The organism is Hydrogenophaga sp. ANAO-22 (assembly GCF_042466645.1).
Classification (GTDB): Bacteria; Pseudomonadota; Gammaproteobacteria; order Burkholderiales; family Burkholderiaceae_C; genus Hydrogenophaga.
Map to the genome: position 1 here is coordinate 922,068 of NZ_CP159956.1, position 17,607 is coordinate 939,674.

Consider the following 17,607-nt stretch of genomic DNA (forward strand, 5'->3'; position numbering starts at 1 on the left):
CGAGATATCCAAAATGACCACCACCACGAACGCCCCCTGCACCCCACCCTGGCCCACGTCACGCAGCGCATCACCGAGCGCAGCGCCGCCACGCGCGCGACCTACCTCGCCGCCATGACCGCGCAGCGCAAGAAAGGCACGCAGCGCACCGGCATGGGCTGCGCCAACATGGCCCACACCACGGCCGCGCTGCCCCTGGCCGACAAGCTCCAGATCCACGCCGAACGCGCGCCGCACCTGGGCATCGTCACCGCGTACAACGACATGCTCTCGGCGCACCAGCCCTACGAGACCTACCCGCAGAAGATCCGCGACCACGCGCACGGCCTGGGCGCCACGGTGCAGGTGGCCGGCGGCGTGCCCGCCATGTGCGACGGCATCACGCAGGGCGCGGCCGGCATGGAGCTCTCGCTGTTCTCGCGCGACGTGATCGCGCTCTCCACCGCCGTGGCGCTCTCGCACAACGTGTTCGACGCCGCGCTCATGCTCGGCATCTGCGACAAGATCGTGCCCGGCCTGTTCATGGGCGCGCTGCAGTTCGGCCACCTGAGCACCGTGTTCGTGCCCGCCGGCCCCATGACCTCGGGCCTCTCGAACGACGCCAAGGCCAAGGTGCGCCAGCAGTACGCGCAAGGCCTGGTGGGCCGCGACGCGCTGCTCGAATCGGAGGCCCAGGCCTACCACAGCCCCGGCACCTGCACCTTCTACGGCACGGCCAACAGCAACCAGATGCTGATGGAGATCATGGGCCTGCACCTGCCCGGCGCCTCGTTCGTCAACCCCGGCACGCCGCTGCGCGAGGCACTCACCCTGGGCGCGGTCAAGCGCGCGGTGGCCAACACCGGCCGCACCGGCGAACCCGCGCTGAGCCTGGCCGACATCGTGACCGAGAAGACCCTGGTCAACGGCATCGTCGGCCTGCTGGCCACGGGCGGCTCGACCAACCACACGCTGCACCTCGTGGCCATGGCGCGCGCCGCCGGTGTGCTGATCGACTGGGACGATTTCGCCGAGCTCTCGCACGTGGTGCCGCTGCTGGCGCGCGTCTACCCCAACGGCAGCGCCGACGTGAACCACTTCCACGCGGCCGGCGGCATGGGCTACCTGATGCAGCAGCTGCTCGCCGCCGGCCTGCTGCATGCCGACGTGAACACCGTGATGGGCGCGGGCCTGGACAGCTACACGCGCGAGCCCTGGCTCGACAGCGGCCAGCTCGCCTGGCGCCCGGTGCCCGAACAGAGCGGCGACCTCTCGGTGCTGCGGCCGGTGAGCGAGCCCTTCAGCGCCGACGGTGGCCTGCGCCTGCTGCAGGGCAACCTGGGGCGCAGCGTGGTGAAGGTCTCGGCGGTCAAGCCCGAGCACCGCGTGGTGCGCGCCCAGGCCGTGGTGGTGAGCGACCAGCAGGACCTGCTGACCCTGTTCAACGAAGGCAAGCTGGAGCGCGACCTGATCGCCGTGGTGCGCTATCAGGGCCCGCGCGCCAACGGCATGCCCGAGCTGCACAAGCTCACGCCGCCGCTGGCCGTGCTGCAGGACAAGGGCTTCAAGGTGGCGCTGGTCACCGACGGCCGCATGTCCGGCGCCTCGGGCAAGGTGCCCGCGGCCATCCACCTCAGCCCCGAGGCCTTGTCCAACGGCCCGATCGCGCGCGTGCGCGACGGCGACTGGATCACGCTCGACTGCGAGCGCGGCGTGCTCGAACTCGAGGTCGATGCCCGCACCCTGGCCCGCCGCCGCATCAAACACCCCGACCTGAGCGCCAACGAACACGGCAGCGGGCGCGAACTGTTCGGCCTGTTCCGCGAAAATGCGGGCGCGGCCGAATCGGGCGCCTCGCCCCTGTTCGCCCCGCTGGCGGTGAACCGCCCCGTGGCCCCCGTTGCAACCCCCACCGCCTGAACCCAGACACCATGACGACCACCTGCTTCACCCGCCCTGCTTTCACCGCCCGTGTCGTGCCCGTCATCGTCCTGAGCGACGAGGCCCAGGCCGTGCCGCTGGCGCATGCGCTGCTCGAAGGCGGCATCGACGTGATGGAGATCACCCTGCGCTCGGGCGTCGCGCTGCGCGCCATCGAGGCCGTGGCGCGCGCCGTGCCCAAGATGCACCTGGGCGCCGGCACCGTCACGCGCGCGGCCGAGGTGACCCAGGTGGTGAACGCGGGCGCGAAGTTCGCCCTGTCGCCGGGCTGCTCCGACGCCCTGGTGGACGCGGTGAAGGCGGCCAGGCTGCCCTTCATTCCCGGCGTGATGACGCCCAGCGAGGTGATGCGCGCGCGCGACCACGGCTTCACGCTGATGAAGCTGTTTCCCGCCGCGCAGGCCGGCGGCATCGGCATGCTCAAGGCGCTGGGTGCGCCCCTGCCCGACGTGCGCTTCTGCCCCACCGGCGGCGTGAGCCCCGAGAACCTGCGCGAGATCCTGGCCCTGCCCAACGTGGCCATGGCCGGCGGCTCCTGGCTCACGCCCTCGGACGCTCTGCGCCAGGGCGACTGGAAACGCATCGCCCGCCTCGCGCGCGAAGCCACCACCCTGGCCACCGCCGTCTGACGCCACCGCACGCCACCGACCCATGACCCTGCCCACCACCCTGCCCGCCTGGGCCCGGCTGCAATCCCTGGCCGGGGCACCGCAGCCCCACCTGCGCGAGCTGCTGCCCGCCGACACCGGCCGCGCCGAGCGCATGGCGCTGCGCGCCGCCGGCATCACGCTGGACGCGAGCCGCCAGCGCGTCTCGCCCGCCATTCAGCAGGCGCTGCTGGCGCTGGCCGAGCAGGCCGGCGTGGCGGCCCAGCGCGACGCCATGTTCCGCGGCGAGCCCATCAACACCACCGAAGGCCGACCCGTGCTGCACGTGGCGCTGCGCGGCGACCCGCTGCACACCGGGCCCTGGGGCGCGGACGTGCAGAAGGCCGTGCAGGTCGAACTGGCCCGCGTCTGCGACTTCGCCGAAGCCCTGCGCGCGGGCACGGTGCGCGGGCACAGCGGCGAAGCCATCACCGACGTGGTGAACATCGGCATCGGCGGCTCCGACCTCGGCCCGCGCATGGCGGCCGACGCGCTGGCGCACCTGGCCCACCCGGGCGTGCGGGTGCACTACGTCTCCAACCCCGATGCCTGGGCGCTGTGGAGCGTGTTGCGTGGGCTGGACGCCGCGCGCACGCTGTTCATCGTCTCCAGCAAGACCTTCACCACGCAGGAAACGCTGACCAACGCCGCGAGCGCGCGGCGCTGGCTGAGCGACCACGGCTGCCCGGCCGACGCGCTGGGCCAGCACCTGGTGGCCATCACCGCCAGCCCGGCGCAGGCCGCGAAACTGGGCTACCCGGCCGAGCGCACCTTCCTGTTCTGGGACTGGGTGGGCGGGCGCTACTCCGTGTGGTCGGCGCTGGGCCTGCCGCTGGCGATTGCCATCGGCTCCGAACATTTCCGCCTCTTCCTGGCCGGTGCTCGCGCCATGGACGAGCACTTCCGCACCACACCGCTGGCGCAGAACCTGCCGGTGCAGCTGGCCCTGAACGGGATCTGGAACCGCAACTTCCTGGGCCTGCCCACGCAGCTGATCGTGCCCTACGCCTCGCGCCTGGTGCGTTTCACGCCCTTCGTGCAGCAGATGGACATGGAGTCCAACGGCAAGCGCACGCACACCGACGGCACGCCCGCCACGGTGGACACCGGCCCCATCGTCTGGGGCGGGCTGGGCATCGACGGGCAACACGCCTACTTCCAGCTGATCCACCAGGGCCGGCACACCGTGCCGGTGGACTTCATCGGCGTGCAGAACGAAGACACGCCCCTGCCCCTGGCCGCGACGCACCACGAGGTGGTCAACCTCAACCTGCGCGCCCAGGCCGAGGCCATGGCGCGCGGGCGCTCGCTGGCCGACACGCAGTCGCTGCTGCAGAAGGACGGCATGAGCGAAGCCGATGCCCGGGCCATGGCGCCGCACCGCAGTTTCGAGGGCAACATCCCGAGCCACATCCTCTGGCTGGACCGCCTGGACCCGGCGCGCCTGGGTGCCCTGATCGCGCTCTACGAACACAAGGTGTTCACCCAGGCCGCGGTCTGGCGCATCAACGCTTTCGACCAGTGGGGCGTGGAGCTGGGCAAGACCATGGCCAAGGCGATGGAGCAGGCTGCCCGCTGAGCCTGGTGGCGGCAACGGGCCGCAAGCGGGCCCAAACCGTGCTTTGTCGCGCAAAAATGCGGCAAAAAATACCGTATCGGGTATAAACGCAAAAGTTCCCGAAAGGGCAGGCGCTATTCCATCAGGTTCGGCACACACGGACAGCATCCACCAGCATGCAAAGAGTCAAGACCTTCCTCAGCAGCCTGACGTCGATCCTCACGCCGAATTCGGAGTCCGCGCCCAAGGCGCCCGACCCGAGGGCGATGGTCCTGATCCAGAAATCGATGCTCCGCCTGCTGGGTGTGCGAGGCGCCGAACTCAATCCCCAGCTGGAACACCGCATCCGCTACGCCTCCAGCATCGAGGCCCTCTGGTTCCTGCGCGCCGACCTGGCCCAGGCCCTGTGCCTGCAGCGCGACGAGTCCAGCGCCCTGGCGGCCGTCTCCGACCTCACGCCCCTCTTCGAAGGCAACGTCTCCAAGGCGCAGCTGCAGTCCTTCCAGCGCGGCCAGCGCCGCTGAACCGCCCTTTCAGGCCAAGCCGCCGTTGGCGCGCAGCACCTGACCATTGACCCAGCCACCGGCCGGGCTCACCAGAAACCCCACCACCGAAGCGATGTCGCCCGGCTCGCCCAGCCGCTGCAGCGGCGGCATCTGGGCATGCATCTGGATCTGCTCGGGCGTCTTGCCGTCGAAGAACAGCGCGGTGGCCACCGGGCCGGGCGCCACCGCGTTGACCGTGATGCGGCGCCCGCGCAACTCCTTGGCGAACACCTGGGTCAGCGACTCCACCGCCGCCTTGGAGGCGATGTACACGCTGTAGCCCGGCAGGTTCAGCGCCACCGTGGTGCTGGAGAAGTTGACGATGCGCCCACCCTCGTTCAGCCGCGTGGCGGCCTCGCGCAGGGTGTTGAAGGTGCCGCGCACGTTGGTGTCGAAGGTGCTCTCGTACAGCGCATCGCTGGTCTGCGCCAGCGGCACCGTCTTGAGCACGCCGGCGTTGTTCACCAGCACGTCCACCGGGCCGAGTTCGCGCTCGGTGACGTCGAAGAGGACCCGCACCTCCTCGGCCTTCGAGACGTCGGCCCGCACCGCGATGGCCCGGGCGCCGCCGGCGCGCAGCTCGGCCACCAGGGCCTCGGCCTCGGGGGCGCTGTGGGCGTGGTTCACCACCACGGCGTAACCGTCGGCGGCCAGCCGGCGGGCCAGTTCGGCGCCGATGCCACGCGAGGCGCCGGTGACGATGGCGACGGGGGAGGAGGCGTTGGAGCTCATGGGTTTTCCTGAAAAGTTGAACGATGGCCCGATGATGGATCGTTCCCCCCGAAAGATCATTGCCTCGAAATTGGCAACATCGTTCGAATTTCATCAACAATACCGCCCATGGACCGATTCCAGGAAATGCAGGTGTTCGTGCGCATCGCCGAGCGCGGCAGCTTCACGCAGGCGGCGGACGACCTGCAGCTGCCGCGCGCGACGGTGAGCAACCTGATCCAGCGGCTGGAGGCGCGCCTGGGCGTGCGCCTGCTGGAGCGCACCACGCGCACGGTGCGGCTCACGCCCGATGGCGAGGCCTACCGCCAGCGTTGCGTGGGCCTGCTGGCCGACCTCGAAGAAGCCGACGGCCTGTTCCGCCAGGCCGTGCCCAAGGGCCTGCTGCGCGTGAACCTGCAGGGCACGCTGGCGCGCCGCTTCGTCGTGCCCGCCCTGCCCGCCTTTCTCGCGCGGCACCCGCAGCTGGAACTGCAGATCGGCGAGGACGACCTCCTGGTCGACCTGGTGCGCGAAGGCGTGGACTGCGTGCTGCGCGCCGGCCAGCTGCGCGACTCGTCCCTGGTGGCGCGCCGGGTGGCGCTGCTGCCGCAGCTCACCTGCGCCAGCGCGAGCTATCTCGCGCAGTTCGGCGAGCTTCGGACCCTGGCCGACCTGGCCGGCCACCGCGCGGTGAACTACCTCTCCAGCGCCACCGGCCAGGCCCTGCCGCTGGAGTTCACGGTGAACGGCGAAGTGCGCACGCTGAGCCTGAGCGGCCCGGTCTCGGTGACGGGGGCCGACGTCTACGCGGGCGCGGCGATCGCCGGCCTGGGCCTGGTGCAGGTGCCGCGCTACCGCGTGGCCGACGAACTGGCCTCGGGCCAGTTGCGCGAGGTGCTGGTGGACCTGCCACCGCCCCCGCTGCCGGTGTCGGTGCTGTACCCGCAGAACCGCCAGCTCTCCGTGCGCGTGCGCGCCTTCGCGCAGTGGCTGGGTGAGCTGTTCGAAACGCTCACCTGATCCCCCACTGCGTTAGCATCGCCCCCCATGAAACCCCAGGTGCAATTCCGCCTCCGCATCAAGCGCGGTGATGTCATCGCCATCGGCCCGGGCAAGGTGAGCCTGCTCGAAGCCATCGCGCGCACCGGCTCGATCTCGGCGGCCGGCCGGGAACTCAACATGTCGTACCGGCGCGCCTGGCTGCTGGTGGACGAGATCAACCGCTCGCTGACCGGGCCGGCCGTGTCCACGGCAGCCGGCGGGGCCAAGGGGGGCGGTACCTCGCTCACGCCCGTGGGCGAAGAGCTGGTGCGGCGCTACCGCGCCATCGAGGCCATCGCCCTGGCCGCGGCCTCGGCCGAGCTGCAGCAGCTCACCCGCCTGATCGCGCCCTGAAGCGGGCCGCCCTCAGGGCGCCTCGGCAGCGGGCGCCCTCTGCGCCAGCGTGAGGCTCAGGTCCTGGGCGTCCTGGGCCCCGAGCACGAAGGACAGGCTCACGTGCTCCGACAGCACCAGGGTGAGCGCCAGCTCGGTGCCGCCCGCCACGGGCTCGACCATCCATTCGCACACCCGCACGGCGCTGCGCAGTTCGGGCAGGCGGCTGAGCGCGCCGCGCACCGGCACCTCCTGCGAGACCAGGTGGCTTGGCAAGGCATTGAACACGGGCGCGCTGTGCGAGGCCTGCTGCGCGTGGGTGGGTCCGGTCATGGCGTGCTCCGAAAAAGTGGGTCCGGCTTTCGCTATATTTCTCAGTATATAACCAAGACCACGTCCTGGCACCGGCAGGGCGTCGCCCGTATGCTCGGCCCGACAACGGAGATCCACATGAACATCGATTGGGCCCACTTCACGCCCTGGGCCTCGCTGGCCGGGGGCATTCTGATCGGCCTGGCGGCGGCCGCCTTCATCCTCATGAATGGCCGCGTGCTCGGCATCAGCGGCATTCTGGGCGGCCTGCTGCCGCCCCGGGCGGGCGACGCGGGCTGGCGCATCGCCTTCCTGCTCGGGGTCTTCAGCGCCCCCCTGCTCTACGGCTGGCTCGCGCCCGACGGCCTGCTGCGCGCGCCGCGCATCGACGCGGGCACTGGCCTGCTGGTGGCCGCAGGCTTGCTGGTGGGCCTGGGCACACGCTACGGCTCGGGCTGCACCAGCGGCCACGGCGTGTGCGGGCTCTCGCGCCTGTCGCCGCGTTCGCTGGTGGCCACGCTGTGCTTCATGGCCGCGGGCTTCGCCGTCGTCTACGCCGTCCGCCACCTGCTCTGAGGAGACCCCACACCATGCAACGCATCATCGAATTTCTCGTCGGCCTGCTGTTCGGCCTGGGCCTGCTGCTCTCGGGCATGGCCGACCCGGCCAAGGTGCTCGGCTTCCTCGACCTGTTCGGCAGCTGGGACCCCTCGCTGGCCTTCGTGATGGCGGGCGCGATCGCGGTGGGCGTCTTCGCCTTCGCGCTGGCGAAGCGGCGCACCACCAGTTTCTTCGGCGACGCCATGCACCTGCCGAAGGCCACGCAGATCGACCGGCGCCTGGTGCTGGGCAGCCTGGTGTTCGGCGCGGGCTGGGGCCTGGCGGGTTTCTGCCCGGGCCCCGCGCTCGTGTCGATGGCCTCGGGCGAGTTCAAGGCCGCGGTGTTCGTCGCGGCCATGCTGGTGGGCATGCTGATGCACGGCTGGGCCGAGCGCCTGCTCGCCCGGCCGGCGGCGGCCGCCGCGCGCTGACGAACCCGGCTTACTTCGCGGCGCGCGCCTTGGCGACGGCGGCCTGCGTTTCCTTCCACAGGTCTTCGCCCACGTTGGCGGCGATGCCCGAGTTCACGCCAGCGAGTTTTTCGCGCATGCGGTTGGCTTCGGCCGGCGAGAGCTGGTTGATCTGCATGCCCTTGCCCTTGAGGTCGGCCAGCGCCTTGTCGGCCTCGGCGCGCGTGTCCTGGCGCTCGAAGTCGCGGCTCTTCCTGGCGGCGTCCAGCAGCACCTTGTGCTCGTCCTTGCTCAGGCCGTCCCAGTACTTCTTGCTCACCAGCACGATCCACGGGCTGTAGACGTGGTTGGTCACCGTGAGGTACTTCTGCACCTCGTAGAACTTGCTCGAGAGGATGGTGTTGTACGGGTTCTCCTGGCCGTCCACGGTCTTGGTTTCCAGCGCGGTGAACAGCTCGGAGAACGGCAGCGGCACGGCGTTGGCGCCCAGGGTCTTGAAGCTGTCGATGAACACGTTGTTCTGCATCACGCGCAGCTTGATGCCGTCCATGTCCTCGAGCTTGGTGACGGCGCGCTTGTTGTTGGTGAGGTTGCGGAAACCGTTCTCCCAGTACACCAGGCCGACCAGGCCTTTTTCCTGCAGCTTGTCCATCACCTTCTGGCCCACCGGGCCGTCGAGCACCACGTCGGCTTCCTTGGCGTTGTCGAACAGGAAGGGCGTGTCCCAGATCGCCATTTCCTTGGTGATGCCCACCAGGGTGGCGGTGGAGCCCACCATCATTTCCTGCGCGCCACCGATCAGCGCCTGCTGCATCTGCACGTCCGAGCCCAGCGCGGCGGCGCCGATGGCGCGGATCTTCATCTTGCCGCCCGAGGCTTTTTCCACTTCTTCGGCGAACAGCTTGGTGGCGCGGCCCTGGTTGGAGATTTCGTTGAGGCCGTAGCCGAAACGGATGATGCGCGGCTTGATGTCCTGCGCCCAGCTGGCGGCGAAGGGGGTGGCGAGCGCGGCGGCCGCGGTGGCGGCGATCAGGGTGCGGCGAAACAGGGTCATGGTTGTCTCCTTGGGGGTGGGTGAAGGGGAAGTGGCAAGGTCAGCGCATCCAGGCCACGGGCGCGGTGACGATCTGCGGGAACACGATGAACAGGCCGAGAACGATGAGGTAGGTGATCAGGAAGGGGTTCACGCCCTTGATGACCTGGTGCATGGGCAGGCGCCCGACGCCGGCCACCACGTTGAGCACGGTGCCCACCGGCGGCGTGACCAGGCCGATGGCGCCGTTGAGCACGAACATCAGCCCGAAGTACACCGGGTCGATGCCCGCCTTCACGGCGATGGGCAGCATCACCGGCGCGAAGATCAGGATGGTGGGCGTGAGGTCCAGCGCGGTGCCGATCGCCACCAGCACCAGCATCATCACCACCATCAGCACGCGCGGGTGTTCCACCAGCGGGCCCAGCCAGCCGGTGAGCGTGGACGGCAGGTCGGCCAGCGTGATCATGTAGCTGGCCACGGCGGCGCCGGCGCACAGGAACATCACCACCGAGGTGGTGCTCGCGGCGCGCACCAGCGCGCTGTACAGCTCGGGCAGGCGCATCTCGCGGTGCACGAAGAGCGCGATCACCAGCGCGTAGAACGCGGCCACCACGGCGGCCTCGGTGGGCGTGAAGATGCCGCTCTTCATGCCGCCGATGATGATCACCGGCATCACCAGCGCCCAGACCGCGCGGCCCGTGAGGCGCAGGCGCTCGGCCATGGGCACCGGCGGCGAGCTGGTCAGCGTCATCTTGCGCAGCACCACGCGCCAGGCCACCACCAGCGCCACGCCCATCACCAGGCCGGGCACGATGCCCGAGATGAACAGGGCCGAGATCGAGGTGTTGGTGGTCACGCCGTAGATCACGAAGGCCATGGACGGCGGGATGATCGGCCCGATGACGCTGCCGGCGGCGATGAGCCCGGCCGACGAGGCCACCGGGTAGCCGTGCTTGCGCATCATGGGCAGCAGGATGGCGGACATCGCGGCCGCGTCGGCCAGCGCCGAGCCCGACATGGCCGAGAGCAGCACCGCCGCACCGATGGCCACATACCCCAGCCCGCCGCGCACGTGGCCGACCCAGGCCTGCGCCATGTCGATGATGCGCTTGCTGATGCCGCCGGAGTTCATGAGCTCGCCGGCCAGGATGAAGAAGGGCACGGCCAGCAGCGGGAAGCTGTCGATGCCGGCCACCATGTTCTGCGCCAGCAGCTGGGTGTCCCAGAAGTCCATCACCCAGGCCATGGCGGCCCCGGTGAGCAGCAGAGCGAACGCCATGTTCATGCCGATGCCCATGAGCACCAGCATGCCGGCGATGAAGACCACGAAGGCCAATGCTTCAACGCTCATCGTGTCACTCCATGTCCACCGCGTGGCCCAGGTCGAGCGGCGTGCGGCGCACGATCTCGACCAGCACCATGGCGCCGATGGCCAGCGCGCACAGCAACGCCGGCAGGGGCAACAAGGCCACGGGGTAGCCCAGCACCACGGAGTGGCTGTCCATGCCCACCACCACCTGCTGCCACGCGCCCCGGCCCAGCAGCACGCAGGCCAGCAGCACCAGCCCGCGGATGGCCAGCGTGGCGAAGGCGAATGCGCGCGGGCGATCGCGCAACGAGCCGACCAGGCTGGTGAAGGCCATGTGCTGGCCCAGCGGGTAGGCGGCGGTCGCGCCCAGGAACACCATCCACACGAACAGCAGGCGCGAGAGTTCTTCGGTGGCGTTGATGCCGCTGTCGAAGCCGTAGCGCAGCACCACGTTGGCGAACACGCAGACCACCATGCCCGCCAGGCACAGCGCGAGCAGGGCCTCGGCCCCGTGTTTCAAGACTTGCGATGGTTTCATGAGCGAAGCTCCAGGGAATGGGGGGTGGCGTTGCCGTGCACCCAGTGCACCACGGCCTCGCCGAGTTCGGCCAGCGGGCGCGTGGCGTCCAGCGGCAGCACGCCGGGTTCGCGGCGCGGGTCTTCCAGCGTGGCGAACTGGCTGGCCACGAGGCTCACCGGGAACAGGTGGGCCGGGCGCGCGGCCACGCGCTCGCGCGCCTGCTCCTGCGTGAGTTCGAGAAACACGAAGCGCAGGCCGGGCACGGCGGCGCGCAGGCGGTCGCGGTAGCGCAGCTTGAGGGCCGAACAGGTCAGCACCACGCCCTCGGCATGGGCCTGCAGCTGCTCGGCCAGGGTGTCGAGCCAGGCCGCGCGGTCGTCGTCGCTCAGGGGGATGCCGCCGCGCATCTTGGCGACGTTGCTGGCGGAGTGGAAATCGTCTCCCTCCAGCAAGGGCACGCCCAGCGTCCGGGCGCACAACTGGCCCAGGCTGGACTTGCCGCAACCCGCCACGCCCATGACGACGAGGGAGGTGTTCGGGGGCGATGCATTCATTTGGTAGCGCTGTCCCAACAAGGTGAAAAAGAAAACCGGTCCTCATGTCCGACCGTGCCCGCCTTCGTAGCTGGGACTTTGGTCGGCCTGTGGCACGATTCAGGGTAAATTCGGGTGTCCATGGCCTTGGACAGCGCTATCCTACCGCCAGCCTCACCGCCCCCAACACCGGGAAAACCCTTGGAACCGACCGAACGCAAGCGCCGCCACAGCGGCCGCACCACCCTCAGCGACGTGGCCCGCGCGGCCGACGTGAGCCCCATCACCGCCTCGCGCGCGCTGCGCGGCGAGCGCAGCGTGGCGGCCGAGCTGGTGGAGCGCGTCAAGCTCGCCGCCGAGCAGCTGGGCTATGTGCCCGACCCGGCGGCGCGCGCCCTCGCCTCCCAGCGCAGCACGCAGGTGCCGGTGCTGGTGCCGCTGCTGTCCAACGCGCTCTTCGTCGATGTGCTGGAGGCCGTGCACCGCACCCTGCTGCCACACGGCTACCAGACCCTGATCGGCGTGACGCACTACGAGCCACGCGAGGAAGAGCAATTGCTGCGCAGCTACCTGGCGCACCGGCCGGCCGGCCTGCTGCTCACCGGCTTCGACCGCACCGAGGCCGCGCGCCAGCTCATCGCCGGCAGCGGCGTGCCCTGCGTGCACCTGATGGAATTGACGCAGGCACCGGGCGTCTACTGCGTGGGCTTCTCGCAGGTCGAGGCGGGCCACGCGATCACCGAGCACCTGGTGCGGCGCGGCCGCCGGCGCATCGCCTTCGTGGCCGCGCAGCTGGACCCGCGCACCATGCAGCGCGCCGAGGGCTACCGACGCTGCCTGCGCCAGCACGGCCTGTACGACGCGAAGCTGGAGTTGCTGAGCCCGCAGCCCTCGTCGATGCAACTGGGGGGTGAACTGCTCGAAGACCTGCTGCGCACCCGCCCCGAGGTGGACGCGGTGTTCTTCTGCAACGACGACCTGGCCCAGGGCGGCCTGCTGTGCGCGCTGCGCCTGAAGATCGAGGTGCCCGCGCGCATCGCGGTGGCGGGCTTCAACGACCTCTCGGGCAGCGACCAGATGGTGCCGCCGCTGACCACGGTGCGCACGCCGCGCCGCGCCATCGGCGAGGCCAGCGCGCAGATGCTGCTGAGCCTGATGCGCGGCGAGCTGCCACCCAAGCCCTCGCTGGACCTGGGCTTCGAGCCCCTGATCCGCGGCAGCAGCTGACCCCGATCAAACCGGGAAACGATCGGCGTAGTCGACCTCGAGCCGCGAGTGCAACTGCCAGTAGCGCGGCGCCTCGCGGCCCTGCATGCGCGCGACCAGCAGATCGAGGTGCGCATGCCACCCGGCCGACACGCTCAGCACATCGTCGCGGCTGGGCAAACGCTGGTGCGTGATCACGAGCCGCACACCGCCCCCGACTTCACGCAGCTCGTACTGAACCTCGCCCTGCCCGCCCCAGGTGTGGGCCAACCGATGCGGCGGCTCGCACACCGTGACCTGTCCCAGCAGTTCCGCGCATGCCGCCATGTCCGCGTATTTCGGTGGCGCGGGGTCGTCGGCATGCGTCAGCTCCTTGTGGCGGAACGTCAATGCCACCCGGCCGCCCACCTGCAGGTCCATCGCACCGCCGGCCAGCCACTGGGCGCGCTTGTCCTCTTCGGTGATCCAGGCCCACGCCCGCTCGATGGGGCCGGGCAGCAGGCGTTCGATGCGCACTGTGTCGGGGGCGGTGAGCACGCCGTAATCGTCGTCCTTCATGGTTTTCTCCTTGGGTTGCGGGGTGCCCGCGGTTTCCGGACCTTGTCCTCGGCTTTGAGCAAGGCTTCGAGCACATCGACGCGCTGCTGCCAGAACCGCTCGTAGTGGCGAATCCACTCGAGCCCCGCGTGCATGGGTGCGGCGTTCAACTGGCACAGGTGGGTGCGTCCGGTGATGGTGCGCTGGATCAACCCGGCCCGTTCGAGCACCTGGATGTGCTTGGATGCCGCGGCCAGCGAGATGTCGAACGGCGCCGCGAGCTCGCCCACGGGCAGCGGCTGCGAGGACAGCGCGGCCAGCATGGCACGCCGGGTCGGATCGGCCAGGGCGCGAAACACGGCGTCGAGTTGGGGTGCTTCATATTCAACCATGAAGTTGAATATACACACCACCCGAACAACTGTCAACCGAATGATTGAATGTTTTTTCCACCGGGCCATGGCGGTAAGCTCCGCGTCGAAGACACCACCCGGAGACCCCATGCCCGCCTACCTCTACGGCAACATCGACATCACCGACCCGGCCCTCTACGAGGAATACCGCCGCGAGGTGCCCGCCGTGATCGCCGCGCACGGCGGCCGTTACCTGGTGCGCGGCGGCGCGGTGAAGGTGCTCGAAGGCCACGGCGTGCCGAACCGCCAGGTGATCCTCGAATTCCCCGACATGGCGCACCTCGAAGCCTTCTACCACTCGCCCGAGTACCAGCGCCTGGTCGCGATCCGGCAGCGCGCCGCCAGCGGCACGCTGTTCGCCATCGAAGGCTACTGAGGCGGCGGGGCCTGCGAGGGGGTGGAGGCCCCCATCACGCTGTACCAGTCGACCTTGCGCGTCGCGACCATGATGGCGGCCAGCACGCCGAACAGCAGCAGCGAACCCATCATCAGCGCGTTGTCCTCCGAGATCAGGATGCCGTAGAGCACACCGTAGAGCGCCACCAGCAGGCCGCTCATGAGCAGGCCCGGCGCCCATCCGCCCAGCACGTGTCGCAGGTAATGCGCGAGCAGGCCGATGCAGGCCGCGCTGGCCACCAGGTAGGCCCAGACGAAGTCCAGGTGCTCGGCGATCGACAGCAGCAGCAGGAAGAACAGCACCAGCGCGGCGCCGATCATCAGGTACTGCATGGGGTGGATGCGCCAGCGCTTCACCATCTCCAGCACGAAGAAGGCGGCGAAGGTGAGCACGATGAACATCATCCCGTACTTGGTCGCGCGCTCCGTCATGCGGTAGACGTCCACCGGGTTGCCGAGCGAGACGGAAAAGCTCTCGGGCGCGCGCCGCTGCTCGCCGCCCTGCTGCACGAACTGCTGCTGCGCCTGGGTCGAGAGCGACGGCACGCTCCACGCGGCCTCGAAGCCCGAGGCGCTCACGCTGCGCGTGCGCGGCAGGAAGTCGCCGTCGAAGCTCGGGTGCGGCCAGCTCGATTGCAGCTGCACGCGGTTCTCGTCGGCCAGCGGCACCCAGCCGATGCGGCCCGTGCCCGCGAGTTCGAGCTGCAGTTCGAACGGCAGCACCGCGCCGGGCCGCAGTTGGGCGACGTCGAGCGAGGCGGCCAGCGGCAGGGGCAGCCGCTGCGCGGCCGGCCCGGGCGCCACGGCCAGCGCGCGGCCGTCGACCTTGAGCTGGGGCGCGTTGAGCAGGCCGCGCAAATCGCTCACGCCCATGAGCAGGCGTGGCTGGCCCAGGCTGATCTGGCCGTTCTTCTCGCGCGGTTCGACCTCGGTCCACACGAAGCGGCCGCTGCTCTGGTTCACGCTGGTGTAGACCGTGATCGGGAAGACGCCGCGCCAGCGCGTCTCGGTCGCGAGGTGGCTGCGGGTCTCCATCAGCGTGGGAAAGCGGATCACCGCGTGCGACTGCGTCACGCGCTCCTCGCGCGTGTGGCCGGTCTCGCCCACGCTCACGGTGCGCGTGAAGGTTTCGGTGTAGGGCACGTACAGCACCGGCCCGGTGAGGGTCTGCGCACCGGCGTGCGCGCGCGCCACCTCCTCGGTGGCGGTCTCGCGGTTCTGGCTGCGCTCCTGGATCAGGTCGCGCACCATCAGGAGGGGAATCGAGAGCAGCAGCATCAGCAGGCCGATGACCAGGACTTTGCTCAGCAGGGGGTATTTGTTCAAGTCGGGCTCCGTGGTGAGAACCCGGCCAGTCTGGCCCCGCCGTGCGAAGCGGCTGTGCGCTGCAGCAGCGTTTTGTGCAGTGAGTGTGAAACCCTCAGGCCGGCAGGCGCCAGCGGGCGATGCAGCCGCCGGGCGAGGACACGTTCTCCACCACCACCTGGCCGCCGTGCAGGTCGCTCACCTCCTTGACCAGGCACAGGCCCAGGCCCGAGCCCTTGTCCTGCCCTTCGCCGCGCGGCAGCGAATAGAAACGCTCGTATAGGCGGTCGCGCGCGTAGTCGGGAATGCCCGGCCCCTGGTCGCGCACCGACCACTCCAGCTGGCCACCGTCCTTGTGCAGGCGCAGCCACAGCTCCCCCTGCGGCGGCGAAAAGTCGATCGCGTTGTCCAGCAGGTTCTGCAAGGCCTGGCCGATGAGGAAGGCATCGCCCTGCACCACCAGGCCCTGCCCGAGTTCGTCGCGCACGCGCAGCGACTTGCGGCGCAGGCGTGGTTCGAGCCGCTGCAGCAGCTCACGCGTGAGCGCGCTCAGGTCCACCGGCTCGCGCGTGCCCAGGCCTTGCATCTGCTCCACGTGGGCCAGTTGCAGCAGCTTGTCCACCAGCAGGTGCAGGCGCTCGGCCTGCCGTTGCACGTTGCCGGCGAAGCGCTGCCGGTCGGGCGCGGGAAGGTCCTCCTGCAACAGTTCCGCCGCGCCCCGGATCGCGGCCAGCGGGCTCTTGAGTTCGTGCGTGAGCGTGTGCACGTAGCTCTCCACATAGGCCTTGTCCTCCAGCTTGAGCCGCATGCGCTCCAGCGCGCCCGCCAGGTCGGCGAACTCGGTGCTGCCGCTCAGGCGCCCGAGCACCGGCAGCGGCGCGCGCTCGCCGCGCGAGACCGCGTTCGCATAACCGCGCAGGCGCGAGAGCGAACTCGCGATCCACCAGCTGAACAGCAGACCGATCAGCAGGGACAGGCCCAGCAGCGCCCAGGACCAGCGCAGGATGCGCTGCTCGCTGCGGTCGATGTAGGGCTGCAGGCGCTGGTTGGGGCGCGAGACGGTGAGCACACCGATGACGCGGTCGCCGTCGCGGATGGGCGCGGCCACGTGCATCACCGTGTTGTCGGGGTCGTCCGGACTCGCGGGACTGGAGCGCGCGCCGTACTCGCCGCGCAGCGTGCGCACCACGTCGTTCCAGCGCGAGTGGTCCTGGCCGATGGCCTCGGGCCGCGTGTCGAAGCGCACGATGCCTTCGGCATCGGTGATGGTGATGCGGTAGTCGATGCGGTCTTTGCGAAAGCCCCCGATGTTGGCGCCGGGCCGCGCGGTGTCCAGGCCCTGCAGCGAGCGGGCGAAGAAACCCTCGGCGATGGTGCCGGCCTTCATGTCGGGCGTGGCCAGTTGCGCCAGCGTGTAGGCCGCGTCGATCAGGCTGTCCTCCATGGCCAGGCGGGTGCCGGGCTTGACCTCGTCCAGCAGCACGCGCAACACCACGAACAGCGCCAGGCCCAGCACCAGGAAGAACCCAATGAGCAGGCGCAGGCCGATGCGCATTCAGGGCAACCGCAGCGAGTAACCCATGTGGCGGTGGGTCTGGATCACCTCCGCCACCAGGCCGCGCTCGCGCAGCTTGGCGCGCAGCAGCTTGATGTGCGCGTCCACCGTGCGGTCCGAGGTGTGCGGGGCCCCGCCCCAGACCAGGTCCATGAGCTCGGTGCGCGAGAAGATGCGCTGCGGGCGCCGCAACAGCGTGGCGAGCAACAGGAACTCGTAGCGCGTGAGCGCCAGCAGTTCGCCCTCGCAGGCGATGCGCTGCGCCTTCTCGTCCAGCGTGAGCAGGCCCGGGGCCACCGGGGTGGGCGCGGGCACGGCGGCCGGGGCGCCGCCGCCCGCGCTGCGGCGCAGGATGGCGCGCACGCGGGCGCACACCTCGCGCGGCGAGAACGGTTTGACCACATAGTCGTCGGCCCCCAGCTCCAGGCCCAGCACGCGGTCGATCTCCTCGTGGCGCGCGGTCAGGAACACGATGGGCAGCTCGCTGGTCTTGCGGATCGCGCGGCACACGTCGAAGCCGTTGCCATCGGGCACGCCCACGTCCAGGATGGCGAGGTCCGGCGGTGCTTGTTCGAAGGCCGACAGCGCCTCGCGCGCCAGCCCCACGTGGCGCACCTCGAAGCCCTCGCTCTGCAGCGCGTACAGCAAGGTGTCGGCGATGGCCTGTTCGTCTTCCAGCAGCAGGATGCGCTTGCGCATGGTGTAGAGGGGGCTTTCGGA

General features: G+C 69.9%; 21 protein-coding genes. 10 read left to right on the forward strand and 11 right to left on the reverse strand.

Going from position 1 to position 17,607, the window contains the following annotated elements; genetic code table 11:
- Positions 1–6: 6 nt before the first annotated feature.
- The 4 genes from edd to ABSY19_RS04320 all read left to right on the forward strand — a co-directional run bounded on the left by edd (position 7) and on the right by ABSY19_RS04320 (position 4,649).
- On the forward strand, positions 7–1,899 hold the full coding sequence (gene edd, locus ABSY19_RS04305; protein WP_382163675.1) for a phosphogluconate dehydratase: 1,893 nt from the start codon (positions 7–9) through the stop codon (positions 1,897–1,899).
- A gap of 11 nt (positions 1,900–1,910) precedes the next feature.
- Positions 1,911–2,549 carry a bifunctional 4-hydroxy-2-oxoglutarate aldolase/2-dehydro-3-deoxy-phosphogluconate aldolase gene (gene eda, locus ABSY19_RS04310; RefSeq protein ID WP_382159385.1) on the forward strand — a complete coding sequence of 213 codons (639 nt, stop codon included), beginning with the start codon at positions 1,911–1,913 and terminating at the stop codon, positions 2,547–2,549.
- Between the two features lie 22 nt (positions 2,550–2,571).
- Entirely contained in the window at positions 2,572–4,146 is a 1,575-nt protein-coding gene (gene pgi / locus ABSY19_RS04315; protein WP_382159387.1) for a glucose-6-phosphate isomerase, read from the forward strand.
- A gap of 155 nt (positions 4,147–4,301) precedes the next feature.
- On the forward strand, positions 4,302–4,649 hold the full coding sequence (locus ABSY19_RS04320) for a hypothetical protein (RefSeq protein ID WP_291113075.1): 348 nt from the start codon (positions 4,302–4,304) through the stop codon (positions 4,647–4,649).
- A 9-nt stretch (positions 4,650–4,658) separates the two neighbouring features.
- On the opposite strand, the gene ABSY19_RS04325 is transcribed toward ABSY19_RS04320, so the two are convergent.
- Positions 4,659–5,402, reverse strand: a complete 744-nt coding sequence (locus tag ABSY19_RS04325; protein WP_382159389.1) for an SDR family oxidoreductase — start codon at positions 5,400–5,402, stop codon at positions 4,659–4,661.
- 108 nt (positions 5,403–5,510) lie between these two features.
- Between ABSY19_RS04325 and ABSY19_RS04330 the strand changes: the two genes are divergently transcribed.
- Entirely contained in the window at positions 5,511–6,401 is an 891-nt protein-coding gene (locus tag ABSY19_RS04330) for a LysR family transcriptional regulator (protein WP_382159391.1), read from the forward strand.
- A gap of 27 nt (positions 6,402–6,428) precedes the next feature.
- Entirely contained in the window at positions 6,429–6,776 is a 348-nt protein-coding gene (locus ABSY19_RS04335) for a winged helix-turn-helix domain-containing protein (RefSeq protein ID WP_382159393.1), read from the forward strand.
- Positions 6,777–6,788: 12 nt separating this feature from the next.
- On the opposite strand, the gene ABSY19_RS04340 is transcribed toward ABSY19_RS04335, so the two are convergent.
- Positions 6,789–7,088 carry a hypothetical protein gene (locus ABSY19_RS04340; RefSeq protein ID WP_382159394.1) on the reverse strand — a complete coding sequence of 100 codons (300 nt, stop codon included), beginning with the start codon at positions 7,086–7,088 and terminating at the stop codon, positions 6,789–6,791.
- A gap of 117 nt (positions 7,089–7,205) precedes the next feature.
- Between ABSY19_RS04340 and ABSY19_RS04345 the strand changes: the two genes are divergently transcribed.
- On the forward strand, positions 7,206–7,643 hold the full coding sequence (locus tag ABSY19_RS04345) for a YeeE/YedE family protein (RefSeq protein WP_382159396.1): 438 nt from the start codon (positions 7,206–7,208) through the stop codon (positions 7,641–7,643).
- 14 nt (positions 7,644–7,657) lie between these two features.
- Positions 7,658–8,098 (forward strand): DUF6691 family protein, encoded by a 441-nt coding sequence (locus ABSY19_RS04350; protein ID WP_382159397.1) that lies wholly within the window; start codon positions 7,658–7,660, stop codon positions 8,096–8,098.
- Positions 8,099–8,108: 10 nt separating this feature from the next.
- Here the strand turns inward: ABSY19_RS04350 and ABSY19_RS04355 are convergent, their stop codons facing one another.
- Genes ABSY19_RS04355 through ABSY19_RS04370 form a run of 4 tightly spaced genes read right to left on the reverse strand, consistent with a single transcriptional unit; the run spans position 8,109 to position 11,496 of the window.
- Positions 8,109–9,131, reverse strand: a complete 1,023-nt coding sequence (locus ABSY19_RS04355; RefSeq protein WP_382159399.1) for a TRAP transporter substrate-binding protein — start codon at positions 9,129–9,131, stop codon at positions 8,109–8,111.
- Positions 9,132–9,171: 40 nt separating this feature from the next.
- Complete coding sequence (locus ABSY19_RS04360; protein WP_291113066.1) at positions 9,172–10,464, reverse strand: TRAP transporter large permease subunit; 1,293 nt, start codon at positions 10,462–10,464, stop codon at positions 9,172–9,174.
- Positions 10,465–10,468: 4 nt separating this feature from the next.
- Entirely contained in the window at positions 10,469–10,960 is a 492-nt protein-coding gene (locus ABSY19_RS04365) for a TRAP transporter small permease subunit (RefSeq protein ID WP_382159401.1), read from the reverse strand.
- The gene (locus ABSY19_RS04370; RefSeq protein ID WP_382159403.1) at positions 10,957–11,496 is read right to left on the reverse strand and encodes a gluconokinase; all 540 of its coding nucleotides are present in this window, start codon (positions 11,494–11,496) and stop codon (positions 10,957–10,959) included. The genes ABSY19_RS04365 and ABSY19_RS04370 overlap by 4 nt, the downstream gene beginning before the upstream one ends.
- A 120-nt stretch (positions 11,497–11,616) precedes the next feature.
- On the opposite strand from ABSY19_RS04370, the gene ABSY19_RS04375 reads away from it, so the two are divergent.
- Complete coding sequence (locus tag ABSY19_RS04375) at positions 11,617–12,702, forward strand: LacI family DNA-binding transcriptional regulator (protein WP_382159405.1); 1,086 nt, start codon at positions 11,617–11,619, stop codon at positions 12,700–12,702.
- A gap of 6 nt (positions 12,703–12,708) precedes the next feature.
- Here the strand turns inward: ABSY19_RS04375 and ABSY19_RS04380 are convergent, their stop codons facing one another.
- Both ABSY19_RS04380 and ABSY19_RS04385 read right to left on the reverse strand, forming a co-directional pair.
- Entirely contained in the window at positions 12,709–13,239 is a 531-nt protein-coding gene (locus ABSY19_RS04380) for an SRPBCC family protein (RefSeq protein WP_382159406.1), read from the reverse strand.
- Positions 13,236–13,610 carry an ArsR/SmtB family transcription factor gene (locus ABSY19_RS04385; protein WP_382163677.1) on the reverse strand — a complete coding sequence of 125 codons (375 nt, stop codon included), beginning with the start codon at positions 13,608–13,610 and terminating at the stop codon, positions 13,236–13,238. Before ABSY19_RS04385 ends, ABSY19_RS04380 begins: the two co-directional genes overlap by 4 nt.
- 109 nt (positions 13,611–13,719) lie before the next feature.
- On the opposite strand from ABSY19_RS04385, the gene ABSY19_RS04390 reads away from it, so the two are divergent.
- Positions 13,720–14,007 carry a DUF1330 domain-containing protein gene (locus ABSY19_RS04390; protein ID WP_382159408.1) on the forward strand — a complete coding sequence of 96 codons (288 nt, stop codon included), beginning with the start codon at positions 13,720–13,722 and terminating at the stop codon, positions 14,005–14,007.
- Here ABSY19_RS04390 and creD read toward each other — a convergent pair.
- The 3 genes from creD to creB all read right to left on the reverse strand — a co-directional run bounded on the left by creD (position 14,001) and on the right by creB (position 17,586).
- Positions 14,001–15,353, reverse strand: a complete 1,353-nt coding sequence (creD, locus tag ABSY19_RS04395; RefSeq protein WP_382159410.1) for a cell envelope integrity protein CreD — start codon at positions 15,351–15,353, stop codon at positions 14,001–14,003. The two genes, ABSY19_RS04390 and creD, sit on opposite strands and share 7 nt — an antisense overlap.
- A gap of 94 nt (positions 15,354–15,447) precedes the next feature.
- Positions 15,448–16,887 (reverse strand): two-component system sensor histidine kinase CreC, encoded by a 1,440-nt coding sequence (gene creC, locus ABSY19_RS04400; protein WP_382159412.1) that lies wholly within the window; start codon positions 16,885–16,887, stop codon positions 15,448–15,450.
- The gene (gene creB / locus ABSY19_RS04405) at positions 16,888–17,586 is read right to left on the reverse strand and encodes a two-component system response regulator CreB (protein WP_382159414.1); all 699 of its coding nucleotides are present in this window, start codon (positions 17,584–17,586) and stop codon (positions 16,888–16,890) included.
- Positions 17,587–17,607 lie beyond the last annotated feature (21 nt).